Source organism: Hymenobacter lapidiphilus (assembly GCF_003417065.2).
Taxonomy (GTDB): domain Bacteria; phylum Bacteroidota; class Bacteroidia; order Cytophagales; family Hymenobacteraceae; genus Hymenobacter.
This window is the reverse complement of sequence record NZ_QVLT01000043.1, coordinates 17,998-32,920: the sequence shown is the minus strand read 5'-3', so window position 1 is coordinate 32,920 and position 14,923 is coordinate 17,998. Positions and strand designations below refer to the sequence as shown.

At 51.9% G+C, this 14,923-nt stretch carries 15 protein-coding genes; 9 read left to right on the top strand and 6 right to left on the bottom strand.

The annotated features are described in order from the left end of the window. Nucleotides 1–465 precede the first annotated feature (465 nt). Entirely contained in the window at nucleotides 466–1,656 is a 1,191-nt protein-coding gene (locus tag D0N36_RS17710) for a replication initiation protein (protein WP_116943157.1), read from the bottom strand. An 894-nt stretch (nucleotides 1,657–2,550) separates the two neighbouring features. On the opposite strand from D0N36_RS17710, the gene D0N36_RS17705 reads away from it, so the two are divergent. The 4 genes from D0N36_RS17705 to D0N36_RS17690 all read left to right on the top strand — a co-directional run bounded on the left by D0N36_RS17705 (nucleotide 2,551) and on the right by D0N36_RS17690 (nucleotide 5,590). Beyond that, a complete protein-coding gene (locus D0N36_RS17705; protein WP_116943156.1) occupies nucleotides 2,551–3,228 on the top strand; it encodes a recombinase family protein in 678 nt (225 codons plus the stop codon). 154 nt (nucleotides 3,229–3,382) lie between these two features. Next, nucleotides 3,383–3,793, top strand: a complete 411-nt coding sequence (locus D0N36_RS17700) for a Fic family protein (RefSeq protein WP_116943155.1) — start codon at nucleotides 3,383–3,385, stop codon at nucleotides 3,791–3,793. Continuing rightward, nucleotides 3,729–3,977, top strand: coding sequence for a Fic family protein (locus D0N36_RS17695; RefSeq protein WP_317191500.1), 249 nt, complete (start codon nucleotides 3,729–3,731; stop codon nucleotides 3,975–3,977). The genes D0N36_RS17700 and D0N36_RS17695 overlap by 65 nt, the downstream gene beginning before the upstream one ends. 644 nt (nucleotides 3,978–4,621) lie before the next feature. Further along, nucleotides 4,622–5,590, top strand: coding sequence for a tyrosine-type recombinase/integrase (locus tag D0N36_RS17690; protein WP_116943154.1), 969 nt, complete (start codon nucleotides 4,622–4,624; stop codon nucleotides 5,588–5,590). A gap of 179 nt (nucleotides 5,591–5,769) precedes the next feature. On the opposite strand, the gene D0N36_RS17685 is transcribed toward D0N36_RS17690, so the two are convergent. From D0N36_RS17685 to D0N36_RS17665, 5 genes are all read right to left on the bottom strand, one after another. Further along, nucleotides 5,770–6,528, bottom strand: a complete 759-nt coding sequence (locus tag D0N36_RS17685; RefSeq protein WP_116943153.1) for a hypothetical protein — start codon at nucleotides 6,526–6,528, stop codon at nucleotides 5,770–5,772. Between the two features lie 11 nt (nucleotides 6,529–6,539). Continuing rightward, complete coding sequence (locus D0N36_RS17680; protein WP_116943152.1) at nucleotides 6,540–7,574, bottom strand: hypothetical protein; 1,035 nt, start codon at nucleotides 7,572–7,574, stop codon at nucleotides 6,540–6,542. An 87-nt stretch (nucleotides 7,575–7,661) separates the two neighbouring features. After that, entirely contained in the window at nucleotides 7,662–9,158 is a 1,497-nt protein-coding gene (locus tag D0N36_RS17675; RefSeq protein ID WP_199798367.1) for a helix-hairpin-helix domain-containing protein, read from the bottom strand. 126 nt (nucleotides 9,159–9,284) lie between these two features. After that, the gene (locus D0N36_RS17670; protein WP_116943151.1) at nucleotides 9,285–10,691 is read right to left on the bottom strand and encodes a PP2C family serine/threonine-protein phosphatase; all 1,407 of its coding nucleotides are present in this window, start codon (nucleotides 10,689–10,691) and stop codon (nucleotides 9,285–9,287) included. Between the two features lie 198 nt (nucleotides 10,692–10,889). Then, complete coding sequence (locus D0N36_RS17665; protein WP_116943150.1) at nucleotides 10,890–11,528, bottom strand: vWA domain-containing protein; 639 nt, start codon at nucleotides 11,526–11,528, stop codon at nucleotides 10,890–10,892. 740 nt (nucleotides 11,529–12,268) lie between these two features. Between D0N36_RS17665 and D0N36_RS17660 the strand changes: the two genes are divergently transcribed. From D0N36_RS17660 to D0N36_RS17640, 5 genes are all read left to right on the top strand, one after another. Continuing rightward, on the top strand, nucleotides 12,269–12,655 hold the full coding sequence (locus tag D0N36_RS17660) for a hypothetical protein (RefSeq protein WP_116943149.1): 387 nt from the start codon (nucleotides 12,269–12,271) through the stop codon (nucleotides 12,653–12,655). Between the two features lie 63 nt (nucleotides 12,656–12,718). Beyond that, nucleotides 12,719–13,006, top strand: coding sequence for a DUF6922 domain-containing protein (locus D0N36_RS17655; protein WP_147320969.1), 288 nt, complete (start codon nucleotides 12,719–12,721; stop codon nucleotides 13,004–13,006). Nucleotides 13,007–13,048: 42 nt separating this feature from the next. After that, nucleotides 13,049–13,258: a hypothetical protein gene (locus D0N36_RS17650; protein ID WP_116943147.1), complete on the top strand. Its 210-nt coding sequence runs from the start codon at nucleotides 13,049–13,051 to the stop codon at nucleotides 13,256–13,258. A gap of 246 nt (nucleotides 13,259–13,504) precedes the next feature. Further along, nucleotides 13,505–14,278: a tetratricopeptide repeat protein gene (locus D0N36_RS17645; RefSeq protein WP_147320968.1), complete on the top strand. Its 774-nt coding sequence runs from the start codon at nucleotides 13,505–13,507 to the stop codon at nucleotides 14,276–14,278. Nucleotides 14,279–14,348: 70 nt separating this feature from the next. Continuing rightward, nucleotides 14,349–14,876, top strand: a complete 528-nt coding sequence (locus tag D0N36_RS17640; RefSeq protein ID WP_116943145.1) for an antitoxin VbhA family protein — start codon at nucleotides 14,349–14,351, stop codon at nucleotides 14,874–14,876. The last annotated feature ends 47 nt before the right edge of the window (nucleotides 14,877–14,923 follow it).

The window sequence follows — 14,923 nt, the reverse complement described above, 5'->3', positions numbered from 1 at the left end:
GTAGCGCAAACACGATTTGGGCTTCGGTAAACTTTGTCTTTTTCATGGCACATGTCTCTTGGTTTAAGATACGACAAGGGCCTGATTTCTCTACTTTAGCGTGGTCTAGTTTATTGGGGGGAGGTCACATTTGCTTAACAACCGCCGCCTAAACTGTCCAGTTTTTGGGGAGTAGTACAGTATAAATGCACCTGTTTTCAGGTGTTTATTCACACTTAAAATAAGGTGTTTATTAACACCTTATTTTAAGTGTGAATAAACACCTTATGGTTATTAATAAAAAAATCTGTTTACCATAGTAAGAAGCACCACTAATACAGAAATACGGCAATTGTGGTCGTGTGATAATTGTCTGTGTATATCGGTATGAAGCCAGAGTTTGTGGCTAACCGTCGTAGTTTGCCCTACGACGATAAACTGCGATGGGGTAGGGGAGGTAGCAATAGCAGTGGTAGCTTGTTAAGTTCAGCCTTTAGTCACCCACTGCATTCCCTGTGAATCTGTCTCCTGCCGGAAACCCGCGGAGAGCCACACTCGGGCTAGATTTTCTTCGAAAGTCTCATCGGGTATGAGTTGGCGTTGACGCATAGTTTCATACATGGCGTGTACGTCGGTAAGCGTATGCCGTTCCTGCAACGGCAGTACTGGCGTAGTGAGTTTGCGTTTAAGCTCCCTGGGCTTGTCTTTGCTTACCTGCTGGCGACGATAATCCTCTAATAGGTAGCCCTCCACCAGCGCCTTGTAAATAGCGCCCCCCACCTTTTTTACCTTACCGGCAGCAGCTTGCCGGTGAACATGAGCCACGACAAAATATACGTAGCCTTCATCATAGTACCCGCTTTCCAACTGCGTCTTAATTTCCACGATACTCTTGGCCGCGATGCCTGCTTCCAGTAGCGTGGCCTCTAAGTCAGACTCCGGAATTGGTTGGACTGGCAGAGAGCTGCCGGTAGGCTTAAATAGGAAACAAATGCGAGCAATCGTGCGGCCCTGCTTTTCTAACTCGTAGGTGAAGGCCATATCGGTCTGCGCCAGTTCGCTTTGGGCCCGGTCTAGGATACGGATTTTGAAGTTGGTGAACCGGTCGTATTCTTCTTCCACGCCGAGAATGCTCTTCAGTTCAGCCACTGTCATCACCCGCTTACCAAAGGCGGCATACTCCCGTAACAACAGGTAAATGCGGTATGCGTTGCTGCTTTTGAGTTTTAGCAGTTCGGTCAACTGCGCTTTCGTAAAGTTTTCTCGTAGCTGTAGCAAGTAAGGCATAAGCAAATCATTGAAGCGGGCCTCAACGATACCTTCCCGGTGCTTGTATTCAGCAAAAGCTAACAGGGGTAAAATAGAGAAGTCGGGTTTGCTGTTGCGGCGGGCGGAAGTGTCCAGCTTCTCAATTACCAAGGTGCGGGAAGCAAAATGCTTGAGAGTTTTGCGGACTAGGTCGTAGGTCGAGTTACTCGAGCTGTGTACCATCAGTTCCCGAACCGGAATCTGGCATACCTGAAACTGAGTATCATCCCGGCCAATACGACTAAGCAACGCTAGAAACAGACGTGACTCAGTGGAATTAAGGTCGAACCGGGCATTAATCAGCGCATTATGCTGTACTACAAGTGGGTGGACCGTGCTATGCTCCTTTGCCAAAGTATCTCGTTTCATGGATGTAAAGTAAGCAACAATTCGGCATTATGCTACATTTTTACGCCACTGTAGTCATATAACCCCTTTTTTGTAGCGCTATGTATGGCTTATGACCCCTTTTTTGTAGTTGTATGACCCCTTTTTTGTAGCAACTCACCCTTTTTTTGTAGTTGTATGACCCCTTTTTTGTAGCTTTATATCTCTATAAATATCTTATTTTCAATAGGTTACAGCATGGGTAAACTAAGTAAACTTTATAAAAGAGAAAACAACTAGTTTCTTGAGTCGTTTTTTTTGAGAAAAAGGAAAAGTAATGAGCTACAGCCTATACAAGTCCTTGTTCAGTGAAAAACTTATTCTGGGCGACCCCTTTTCTGTAGTCTTATTCCTTAAAAACTAGCCTTAATGCCTGAAAACGTAGATTTACCCCACTGAGGCAGTAACAAACTAGTGGAAGCGTGACCCCTTTCTTGTAGTCTTATGTCTGTGAATCACAACACTATGGCAGCCAGGGAGAAGCATGTCTGCAAAGCTTGAAAGCATAATACTACAAAAAAGGGGTGAGCAGACAGTGAGTCCAGCACGAACTGAAAGATGTTGAGTAATGGATAAGACTACAAAAAAGGGGTGGGTTGAAGCATCCTGATAGGATTAGAATCAAATGAGCTTCAGTCTCACTCTGACACCGAAGGCACAAAACACGAGTTGAAGTTTTGACTAGCTTCAGGAAGAATTTTGCTAATCGTAGTGAAGGTACATTTCAGTATAAACTGATGTAGGCGGTTATACTGAAATGTACCTTCATAAAATGGCGTTACCCGTGTTTGTACTGCTCTTTTATCTCCGATAACAATATTTGACGTTTTATAAACGCCCGTTTGTAAAATGCCAAATTGAGCGTACATAGATCACATGAAGCACTACATCGCATACTATCGGGTTAGCACTACTAAACAGGGGGTTTCTGGCCTAGGTTTGGAAGCTCAGCAGTATGCCGTGAATCAATATGCACGAGCACCTGCACTGGTACTGGGCCACTACACCGAAGTAGAGAGTGGCAAGAAAGATCAGCGCCCGCAGTTACTGGCCGCAATTGCCCATGCTCGCCAAATGAACGCGACACTACTTATTGCCAAGCTCGACCGCCTCTCCCGCAACGCGGGTTTCATCTTTGCTCTGCGCGACTCGGGGGTAGATTTCGTGTGTTGTGATATGCCCGATGCCAATACTCTTACGGTAGGCATCTTTGCCGTCTTAGCTCAGCACGAGCGGGAACTGATTAGCAAACGCACTAAAGAGGCGCTGGCTGCCTTAAAGGCACGAGGAGTGGTGCTCGGAATGCCCGCTAATCTGACGGCCAAGTCTATTCAGCAGGGCCAGGTAGTACGTCAGCAGAACGCCCGAGAGAACAAGGAGAATCGTCAGGCAACGCGCTTGGCCGTCCTCCTACGCCAACAAGGCCATACCCTTCAGCAGATTGCTCAGGAGCTGACTAGTGGAGACTATCGTACGCGCCGGGGTAAAAACTTCGATGCCACCGCTGTGCGTAGGTTGCTGAATCGGCACGCCGAGTCCACCGAGACTGCATAACCCAAGTTGTGGAGCGGCAGGCAGGAGCTAAGGCACTCGCTCCCGCAGGTTATCGAGCCGGGCTACAGCATCAAAAGGGGAAGGATACTTTCCCATAGCCATTCAACGAATGCTCGCGAGAGATCTCTTAAGGCAGAGCCCGTAACTTTGGCTGATGGGACACTACACCGACGCGCCGGAAGACAATTTGCTCGGGTTGACCAGCAAAGACGAACTCAACGAGCAGGAGGCATTGGGCGTCGCGCAGGTAGAGCGCTATCTGCTGGAGGAAATAGAGTATCCTGTGGAGCTGTCAGTCAGCTTGCTGCAGGACTTTCACCGGCGGGCCTTTCAGCACCTCTACGACTGGGCCGGCCAGTGGCGAAAGCAAGTGCCCAATGTCGGTGCCTACCTACCACCGCCTGCCCATCAGGTCCCGTTGCTACTCTACGAATTCATCGACGAATTGCGACATCGGCAAGCGTTAAGCGTTGCTGCCGGCAGAACCAACCGCGGAGCAAGTGGCGGCTGTGTTAGCCTATGCTCATCACCGGCTAGTAGCAATTCACCCGTTTGTCAATGGTAACGGCCGTACGGCCCGCCTATTCACCAATCTGCTGGCCTATGGCTACGGCTTTCAAGAAGTCATTCTCTACCAGCGAGAACAAGGCGAGGGGCGCACCCAGTACCTACAGGCTATCCGGCAAGCAGACGACTATCATCTAGCGCCGCTGCAGGCGCTTATCCACGAGCAGCTCCGGCTGCTGTAGAAGTGGAAGGGGTCGTTTGCTCATAGAGCGCCTCTATCCGCTCGACTGACACGAGTTGATTCTCCAGCGCCATGGAGGCGTACACAGAACGCACCACCATAGCTTTCACCACGGCAGGGTTTTGCAACTGGGGATATCGGTCACGCAGTTTCATTTATTGAGAAGCAAGGTATTACAGTGATTTCTGTACTGTAAAGATGGCTTAAAAGTTCCTAGGCATCTGCTGGCTACCCGGATACAGGTGTATTGGCTAGTAGTATATGAGCGCTAAGTCTATATGTTGAGCATTCTAGTTTCTGGAAAGTTCGGGAATGTGCTGGTCATTGCTGGTATCGGTGATGTTGCAACCGCGTTTGTAGCCCCCCGCTAAGTTGGCTATCGGGTGTCAGTCATTATCCTCATATCGTCCGCGCAAATGGAATCAATGCAAGTCCTGAATCGCTTAACCGCGTCTCCTGGCTCAATAAACGTCACTTTTAGCAGTATCCTAAACTTCCTTATCGACAGCCAATAAAAGGTTATGATAAACTTCACTTATTGGAACCTATTAACAGTTCGTTATAAGGACTGATAAGATTTACTTATCGTTCCTTATATTAGGGCAGCGAAAACCAGTACTTTTTGCCTCGCTACTCCTATATTATATGGCTACCGAAAATCAGCTGCCCGCCGTGGCATCTTGGCCCGCAGCCCAGGTGCCGGATCACCTGGTCGAATCCACCCAGCGCTACGTCGAGTCCGGCCTGCGCGGCGCGGCCAACACGGTGCGCGCCTATGCCGGCGACTGGAAGCGTTTCTCGGCCTGGTGCGCGCTTCACCGGCTACAGTCGCTGCCAGCACCAATCGAAGTGCTAGTGGGATTTCTGACGGAGCTGGCAGACGCCGGGAAAAAGTACGCCACCATTGAGCGGCACGCCGCGGCCATTGCCAAGGCCCACGAGCTGGCCGGGCTGGAGTCGCCTACGGCCGATAAAAAGCTCAAGGTGCTGCTCAAAGGCATTGCCCGCGAAATCAAGACCCGCCAAAAGCAGGCGCCTGCGTTTTCATTGGATAGCTTTAAGCGCACCATCAAGAGCATTGACGTCAGCGTGCCAGCCGGCCTGCGCAACCGGGCCTTGCTGCTGCTGGGCTTTACGGGGGCCTTTCGCCGCTCGGAGCTCGAAGCTCTCAACATCGATGATCTGGCCTTTGATGACGACGGCCTGGTGGTAACGCTGCCGCACAGCAAAACCAACCAGCTGGGCCAGGCCGAGGAAAAGGCTATTTTCTACTCTCCGGATTCTGCGTTATGTCCTATTCGTTCCCTGCAAGCCTGGCTGCGGGTGCTGGGTCGCACGGAAGGGCCGGTGTTTGTGTCGCTGCGTAAAAACAACCAGGTAACGAGCCGGCGCATGACCACGAAGTATACCAACCTAATAGTGCAGCAGTACCTTGGTGCCCAGTTTACGGCGCACTCGCTACGAGCGTCATTCGTGACCGTGTCCAAGCTGAATGGCGCGGACGACTCCAAGGTTATGAACCAAACCAAGCACAAGACCAGCGCGATGATTAGGCGCTATACGCGCCTGGATAATGTGCGCCAGCATAATTCAGCGAAGGAACTTGGTCTCTGAGATACTGGCATTATTCATTAAATGCCTTTCAATACGGATAATAAGGTAATGTCAATACGAATTGCAATTATTTAATTATTCAGGTTTTATTTTTTAAATGAGCATCAATTAGTTTGCACTATAAATATACGATTGGTTAAATTAAAATAATATCAATATATTATTGAAAATGAAGCTTCTTAAAAGTGTTGCGCTATTTTATGTAGTTCCGTTTGAATTTCCTTTTGCTTTTTTTCGCCAGCCAGTAAAAAGGAGTTTTTAGTGGTGTTCATTTTATCTTTCGTGAGGGTGATCTCCTGAGATATCTGGTTGATTTCAGCTTTTAATGTAGTTAAGCGTTGGGTAAGAGTTTGCAGTTCCTGCGCTTTCTGCCGGATCAGTTCTTCCTTGGGCCGCACCTCTTTATGGTACTGCTGCGCGTGGGCGCTCTGAAAAGCATTTAAATCCCGACCGATCAGGTTTAGGTATTCCTGTCCGGTGGAGAGGAGCTTTTCCTTGGTGAGGCCGGTGCTTTTTAAAACGTTGTAAGCAGTCTGGTAACGGAGGGCTTCGTCCTGAATGTCGTCGATGTCCAGTTTGCTGTCCACGAACTCCTTGTAATCAGTTCCCTGAAACAAGGGGTTGCGGGCGTTCGCTTCATCAATCAGCCGCTCAAAGTACTGTTCGTGTTCCGGCAACGGTTCCGTGATGGTGCCTCCGGGCGAATAGGTGGGAACATGGTCTGGAATAGTGATGGGGGTAGCGGGCCCATTGATCAACGGATGCTGGGCGTTCTCTGGGACAGCCGGTACTGCCGGGGGGAAGAAGGAAGGCGTGGCCGCCGCCGCCGGAGCGTTAACCGGTTGAGCGGTAACCGGTGGATTCGGTTTCGCCGGCCCTTGCTTGGAATCGTCTTCAAACTCCACAAACGGCGTCAGCAACTGCTTTAAAAAACTCATAGGAAGAGCACTTATTTGTTGAGGCTCAGCAGGAACCCGATGGTAAAGTTTGCATCCCAGTCAAAAACAAAGGTGTCGGTGCCGGTCGCCTCGGCCAGGCCTTTATAAATATTCAAGCCCGAGGCCATTTTCTTGTCGACGGCCTTGTACTCCCCCGGAGCCTTGAGCACGGTATATCGTTCTTCTCCTTGGCGGTGCTGCTTGGCCAGGGTAAACGGCACCCCACCCAGGATGAAGCCTACATTGCGCTTGCTCGCTGGTATTTTAGCCACCAACGTTTTCACCTGGTTGTACACCTGCTCATCGGCGGTGCCTTTTTCGTAGTACTTGGCGCCGGGCAACTCAATGGATTGCAGGCGGCCATTCTCCTGCCAGGAAATCTTGGTATTACCCGATCCAATGTCTACCAAGAACGAATTGTCGGCGAAGGCCGGAGGAACGGTGGCGTTGAAACCCAGTTTGCCTTCCTGCTCGGCGGTGACATTGTTCACCACATAGCCCATCTTCTTCAGCTCATTGCTGATAGTGGTGGTTTTAGGTTCTTTCTGGGCGCCAGAGGAAATCACGAAGTGCATATTGTTCTTCGCCACGCCTTTGTCAAACATGGCCGACAGGTATTTTTTGAGACCGGCTCTAATGTCTTCGGTGGTAGCCAGGCCTTCGTAGGCCAGGGATTCGCCAAAATCTTTGGACACAATTTCCCAGCGTTTCTGGCGGTCCATGTTGATGACGAAGGAGTTAAAGCCCGTAGCCCCTACTTCCACTACCCCGCGTAGCGTTCCATTTTCCGGTTTCTCGGGTGTGTAGTTGAACTCCCTGGTTTCCTCGGTAGTGCCGGCCGTATTGGTAGTTGTGGTGGTAGTTGATGCAGCCGGTGCATCCGTTGTATTGTCCGTTGTCCGGTTGCTACCAGGTATGCTGGGCGAGGTAGTCGAGGAGATATCCCTTCCTTGATTGCCCCCCGTTAAACGAGGACTGAGGGCGAAATAGCCCAGTACCCCCATAATTAAAAGAACAACAACAACTCCGAGTGGCTTGATTTTCATCTTGGTAAGGGTTAGTGCGTTTTAAGGTTCTATCTTCCTCTCAACTTCTCTGTTCTTTCCTGTCTGGCTCTTCAGACCGTAGCCGCGCTACTTATTGGCCATGGTAATCACCACCACCCGGCCGCCTTCTTCATCGGAGAGCAAGAGTTTCTTTCCGTCGGTAAGGTCTACCATGGTGTTCACGGGTATCTGCTTGTCTTCGGTGAGGTCTTTCAAAGAGGGGAGTTTCTGGTTTACAAATACCCACTTATTGTGGTGGAAGGTAAAATACCCCACCGGTATCTTTTGCTCGTCCGTCAGTTTTTCGTTTCTGACAACATGCCGGTTCACGTGCCACTGGAACAGGTACTGATTGTGGTAGACCATAAGGCGGTGATTCTCAGGGCGCCAGACGGTAGGCTTGAACTCATAGTACAGGTCCAGTACGGGCAGCGTTCCTTTCACCGGCGTACCGCAAAACGGACACTTGGGCGAGGTGGTATTATCAAACACAAACCACTTCTGCTGGCATTTAAGGTTGTTGCAGGGCTGCATCAGATCAGTGGTTTTGAGCAGGGCCTGTTCCCATTGATCCGCGTTAGGCCGCTGGTTAGGGTCGTGCAGACCGGTTATAAAGGCCTGATCAAATAATGCCTTCAGGTACGGGCCGGTAATGGTGTAGGGCAGCTTGGAAACATCCGCCCAGGGCAGCGTCCACTTAGACACCTGAGCCAGTTTAGGCTGGTTGGAGTGGTCCGTCGGGTGCTCAATGAACAAGGCCTTTTCCCCCATCGACAGCAGATCGTCTTGTTCCGTATCCAGGGAGTTGACCTTTCCTCCTTTCAGCGGATGCCGGTAGAGCAGGTACAGGTAAATCATGACCGCAAGGGCATGCAGGTCGGTGGTGCGGTTGGCGTGCTTGCGGTTAGGGTCGCGCAGGGGCAGGTGTTTGGTGGCCAGTACCTCGGGCGCAATAAAATCGGCGGTGCCGATGACATCGGGGGGGTACAAACCGGGTACGACCAGCCCGTCAATGTCAATAATGGTCGCCGATTTACTGACCGGATCAATCAAAACGTTTTTAAAGGATAAATCGGAATGGGCCAGTCCGGCGGCGTGCAGGCGTTTCACCCCCCGCGCAATTTTCACGCAGATCTGGAAATAGCTGAGCCAGTTGCCTAACTCGCTCTCATCCAGACGCAAGGTGAACTGCGGGTGCCGGAACTTAGCCGACGCAAACCACAAGCCTTGTTTCTCTTTTCCTTTGATGCCTTCGCTGGTGGCATAGCCTCTCTTGAAAAAGAAGTTCTTATTATACGTGGGCACCACCAAACCTACTTTACCATTAGTAGTTTCCACCATATCGGTAGGCCAGCAATACAGCTCTTTGTAGTACTGGCCGCCTTCCCGGTTAAAGAAACTATCGTAATACTGCGTCACCAGTTTCTTCAGCCGTTCCCGGGAATTATAATCCTGCTTATCGCGGTAAAAAGCAATAACGTAAGATTTATCGGGCCCGAAATAAACGTCTTTCATGCCGCCCCGCATGGGCTCGCCATTATCCACGTACTGGTACGTTTTACCAGGCGTGACGATGGACGGCACAGATTTTACGGATTGCCCAGGTTCATTGAAAAAGTTGATGGTACGGCTTTGGCTCACAGGTTCAATTCTATAAATTGTAAGTACTCCGTTTTGGGGGCGTTTTCCGATTATTTTCAAGAAAAAGCGCTAGAAAACGATGGCCAAGGTTCGGTCATCATGGTTGCCGGGGCTCCAGAAATCCATCCATTTGGAGAGCTGCGCTTCAATGTCGGGGTTAGTGGTGCTCAGTTCTACCGGGGCCTTGTCCTCATTCTGCCCCTGTAAATCAGCCAGAAACTCCTGCCACTTGGCCACGATAGGCAGGTTGGCCTCCACCACGAACTTAGGATCATAGATGCCATCCGACATCATGATCAGGTAAGCGAAATCATCTAGCAGTTTAAATCCAAAACGGGTAGCGAACTTTTTATTCTGGAAGATTTCGGGCATGGTAATAAACCGGGTACCGCCCCCGAATTCACCCACGTCAAGCCAATTCATGAGCGTCACTTCGGTCACGTCCTTGCTGAGCACGGCAATAGGGCAATCGCCGACGCCAAAGGAAAGCAGGGCGTACCCCACGTCGTACTTCTTGAACAGGGTGAAGATGAGCGTACTGCTCAAATCTTTTAACGTGGCCTCCTGCGCCTTGGCGAAGCTTTCCAGCTGTTTGTGCACCTGAAAAGCCGCTTTGCCCAGGTTGTTGTAGACGAAGCGGTTCAGGTTTTTCTGGCTGTCGGACTCGGCTTGGCTCGCGTGCTGCTGTACCAGATTGTCAAACTCAGCCATGCTTTCTACGGATGCGGGGTCCAGAAAATAGTTGACCACGCCGGCACAGGCCAGGGCAGATCCTTTTCTGGCCAGTTTCGCACTTCCGGCCCCATCCGACACCACCACTATGTTCCAGCCATTGGGCAACTCCCGGAACGCGAAGTCATCTTCCCGGAACGAGCCCACATTGGCGTGGGAGCGGCCGCGTTTGGAGGAGACCAGCAGGTGCCGGTCGCCTATGGGAGCGAACAAGGTGACATCGTCTTCCTTCCAGTACGGATCGTTCTTGTCGCTCTCCAGGTTTTTCCAGAGGCCTTTAGGATCTGGGTTAATGATGAGCAGAATGTCTTTTTGGTGGAATGGAGCATCCTCTGGTTGGCCTTCCACTTTGAAGTGAACCGAAAACTTCAGGTCGCCGCTTTGGGTGGGAACCCCGGTAAGCTGGTTGTTTTCGGCGCTGTAGCTCAGCCCCAGGGCTTCCAGGCCTTCTATTCGGAAGCCGATAAGGTCGTTCCAGCCATACTGCTCAAAGTCAAATGGAGCTACATAAGGCTTACCCACGGTAGCATTTGGAATACGAATGGGCTGTTGCACGATTTCAGCTATTCTGTCTTCGGTTTTCCAATTGGCCATGAGTTGTTCCTGGTTTTTTCTGAGTTGGTGGAGAATGGCAAGGCTCTGTTCTTCCTGTAAAAAGCAGTCGAATAATTTCATCCGGTGCTCTGGAATAATAATGCCGTTGCTTTTGAAAAGATCAGTCACCAGTTGTTTTGCATCGGCCATTCCTACTTCTGGGCTTACTGTTTTAACCTCTTTTTCTGGATGCTCACTCCTAGGCTGACCTTTTGCCGTTCACAATCCCCGTTAGCCTTTAGCTACGTGATACTCTTCTGTCGCTGGGCCTACTACTTAAGAAAACAAGGAAGAGGCTGCTGAAGAATTCTTCCAGCCTCTTCCTTGCCATAAGAGCTGCTAACCCGCTTACGTAACAATATTCAACTCCGCAGGAGGCGGGGGCAATTCTCCCATACCGGTCACTTCCTGGCCGCCATCCTCAACCTTGGTCGAGGTAACGCCAATGGAGGCACTCACCCAGGTAAAGAACTTGGCAATGCTCTGGCTGTCGGCGGTATCCAGACTTACGACATTTTCCGTGATCTGCTTTAAAAGCGAAGAATCGGCGGCGCTACCAGCGGCGCAGGCCACGGTAAAGGCGGTTTTGCGTTTCCTGAATTCTTCCAGGCCAATCTGCCAATCATCGGTGGGAATACCATCCGTCATGATAAACACCAGGGGCTTCCAGTCACCTTTTTGCTCCGCCGTGGTTTTAGTAACCTCATTGTCAATGCAGGTAGAAACCAACTTCAGCGCCTCTCCTAAGCTGGTAGTGCCGGTAGCTCGGATGTCCACCATCTGAAACGAAGCCAGGTCGGTTAATGGCACCACTTGTTTTGCCTCACTATCGAAGGTGATGATGCTGATGAAGGCAGTCTCAATTGCCTGCGGATTTTGCCGCAACGAACTGATCATGACCTGAACACCATTTTTAACTGCCTCAATGGGCTCTCCGGTCATGGAACCAGATGTGTCCAGTAATAAATAGACGGGTAGTCTCCTCATCGTTTTAGGTTTTGAAATGTTTTGGTTGATAAACGCTGCAATTTCAGCGGCTTGCTTAAGACAGAAGTGCAGGCCAGACCTTCCTATTCTTCTTAAGAAAATGTCCTTTACGCAACACGCTTTATTCTAAGCCTTATTTTTGAAAAACAGCTGTAAAACCCTGGCCTCAAAAGATGGCGATTGACAGGTTATAACGCAGGCCTTTGGGCAAGGGTTGGGAACGACCCTCACCAAGCGGTGGCTGTAATGCCGGTATAAAGGGGGCCAGAAAGTGGAGCAGCTTATGTATCCTGCTGGCCCCACCTTGATGACTTGTTTGGCCCACTCAGCCATTCGGGCTACAGCAGGGCCAGCGACGACCAGTTCAACCCGGGATGAATGAGGGGACGACTCCCTAAGAGTTGGCTATCGCGCAATCTTCAGAGCGAGGTCGACTTCTCCGGAAGACCGTGTAAAAGACCGCTCATTAGCTGTTGAGGTATCATTCATGGTCAAGTGGACGCCGATTTCCAGCTCGTCGTTTAACCTTTGTACCAAACTTTTAATCAAGGCCAGAAGTCCCCGGAAAGGCACGAGCTTGCGGTATTTGCGTCGGTACCTGACCCGGTGCCGGAATACGCGACGCACGGACGATTTCGGGGCGATTAGGAAAGGGAAAATAGTTTGAAAATAAGTTAGTTAAATCCGATAAAAACGGCCTTGAAAGCACTTGAAACAGGGTTTGTGGCGTATCTTGTAGGATGGAACAACCCTTCAAAAAGCCTTCGTTTTGGGCCGAAAATGGCCCGCAGTTTACGCGCTATAATGAGCTGGATACTTTCCTGCGCATGTCCAGTTTCGCGTGGCACGCAGAACTGGCGTGCCGGAAGTGGCTGGACCGGGCAGCGGCTTTTCCTGGTGAGCTTAACACGCCGAAAACAACCGCTTGGATGGCCGTCTTGAGCTATCTAAACCCTCCGCTTGACGCCGGCCAGCAGTTTGGTATCTCTCCTGATGATGAGCCGGATGTTTCGATACTACGGGCGTACCAGCTGCTCATTTCGGGTCTGACCTCAGAGCAGGTTATGGAGTACATAGGAGAAAATCCCCTGCCGGATAACCTAACGGACTTTTTAGTGAGCGGCTGAGCACTTGAGTTCTTGAGCTGCTTAGCTTTTTGCAATTGTAAAATGAGCTACCCCCCGTCGCCCTTGGCTGAGCACCTGCCGACCCTACTTTGGGACGTATATCCCAGCACCATTAACCCGCAGGCGATGTACCGTACCATCATTGAGCGGGTAATTCAACGCGGCAGCGTAGGCGATTGGGCCGCGATGCTGCGCTACTACGGCCGCGACGTGGTGCAGCAAGTGGTGGAAACCGAGCCTTATATGTCGGATGCAGCGATTGCCGCCGTGTGCGAGGTCTTTGGCCCTCAAAAAGAAACCCTCTTATGCTGGCAGCGCAAGCAATTGATGCTACCACTGTTCAACTCCTAAGCGGCGGGCCAGGCCGCCTTTGTAATTGCAAAACTATCTCCCATGAAAACCAACGCTGCAACCACCGCCCGCCCCGTTTATTCCGACCGTGAGCAAACCGCTGAGCAGCGCCAGCAGCTCGCTTACGGTCGGAATAGACAAGGCGCACCACCCGGCCCCGTTACCGAGGCCGTATACGCCCGCTACGTGGCCGGCGAGCTGACTCTGGGCCAGGTAGCTGAGTTGGTGAGCTCTTACATCCAGCGGGCTTAACTCGGTAAAGTACCACGCCATTAGAAATCCGTCTAGGAAGGCCAAAACCGCACTTATTCCGAGGTAGCGCTTATAAGTTTGACATCGACATTGTAAAGGCGCATCCAACCAATGGTCATGCTTCATTGGTAGAGCGTCTGAAATCGTGGCAGCACGAAAGGGGCGTCGCGGTGGGCGGCGTGAGCGCCAATTGAGTCACTAACTACTAATGTTGATATAAAAAGTAATCGTATGCCAAAGGGAAAAATGAAGAAACAAGAGGAAGAAAAGGAGACTTCCAAATCAGCCGAAAATGCTAATTGGTTCGATTCCAAGCCGGACCCCGCAACTGTCCGGTTGATGACCCCGCGCGAGCAGTGGACTCCTGCGCAGCAACGGGCTGACAAGCGGGCCGAAGAGGCCGCCCGAGCGAAGGGATATGGCTTCTACGAGCAGTTGCTGGCGCTGCTACAAGCCGGCGACCTTGCCGGGGCCGTGCGTGCCATTAATCCCTTTTCGAGCGGCCATTACCACAGCGAAGCCATGCAGGCCGTGGCCACGGCACAGGTGCAGGCCGGCGAGCTGCTGGCGGCCGTGGCCACGGCCCAGCGGGTGCGCTACGCCGACACGAAGGGCGAGTTAATCGGGGCCGTGGTGCGAGTGCTGCTGCAACGGGGCGACGTAGCCGAGGCGCAGTGGCTGGCGGCCACCGTGACGGGATTCCGGTATGTGGACGTGGCCAAGCGGATTGCCGAGGCCCAGTACCAGGCCGGCCACGGCGAGGCCGCCCGGCGCACCTTGCAGCAGGCGCAGGAGTACGCCCAGGGGTTTGACGTGGGGGATATGAAAAACGGCTATTTCCGGTCCTATTACCTGTCCGACATCGTAAAGGCGCAGCTCCACTTGGACGACGTGGCCGGGGCGACTTACACCGCGCAACTCATCGACCGGCCCGAGCATAAAAGCCCAGCGTTGCGGAAGATTGAAGAGTACACGGCTAACGCGGCCGACACCGCCCGCAAGGCCACCGACCCAGCTTAGCGGCTGCCGCACGAGGCAATGCTTCGACTGTGCGCGAACCACTGGTTCACTTGCTTAACTTCCTTCTCTTATGCCCAAGACCCATTTTCAGCCCGCTCCGGCGGGGCTTACCCCCGACCAACTAAGCGCCTACCAGGAGCGGGAGCGGCACGCCAACAACGCGGTGGCCATCGCATCGAGCGCCGGCACCGCGCCCGGCCAGGAGAGCCTGGCGCTGATGCAGCGACACGTAAGTGGGGAGCTAAGCATCGAGCAGGTCATTGCGCTAACCGATGCTATGCTAAAGGCCCGCTACGCGCCGCGTCCGCCGGGCTTGGAAGATATTGGCGCGTTGGTCCAAAGCCCGGAATTTCAGGAGAGGTTCGATGATGTGGTGAGCGGCACCGCCCGCCGCAATAACTCCTTTATTGCCTATAGGGATGAGCAGGGGCGTATGGTCCGCGAGTACCCGGCCACGGAAGAGGTTTTTGAGACGAGCGCCGACCGCAAGACCCTGACCCTGCTATCTGTTGGTGGTATACCCGCTGATACCGCCCAGCCCGTAGTAGTGGAGGCCACTCCGTATCGGTTTGCCCCCTACTCGGCAGAAGAAACGTGAACGGCTTTCGCAAAAGCGAGAAATAAGAAGATAAAAGGCGTCGCCGG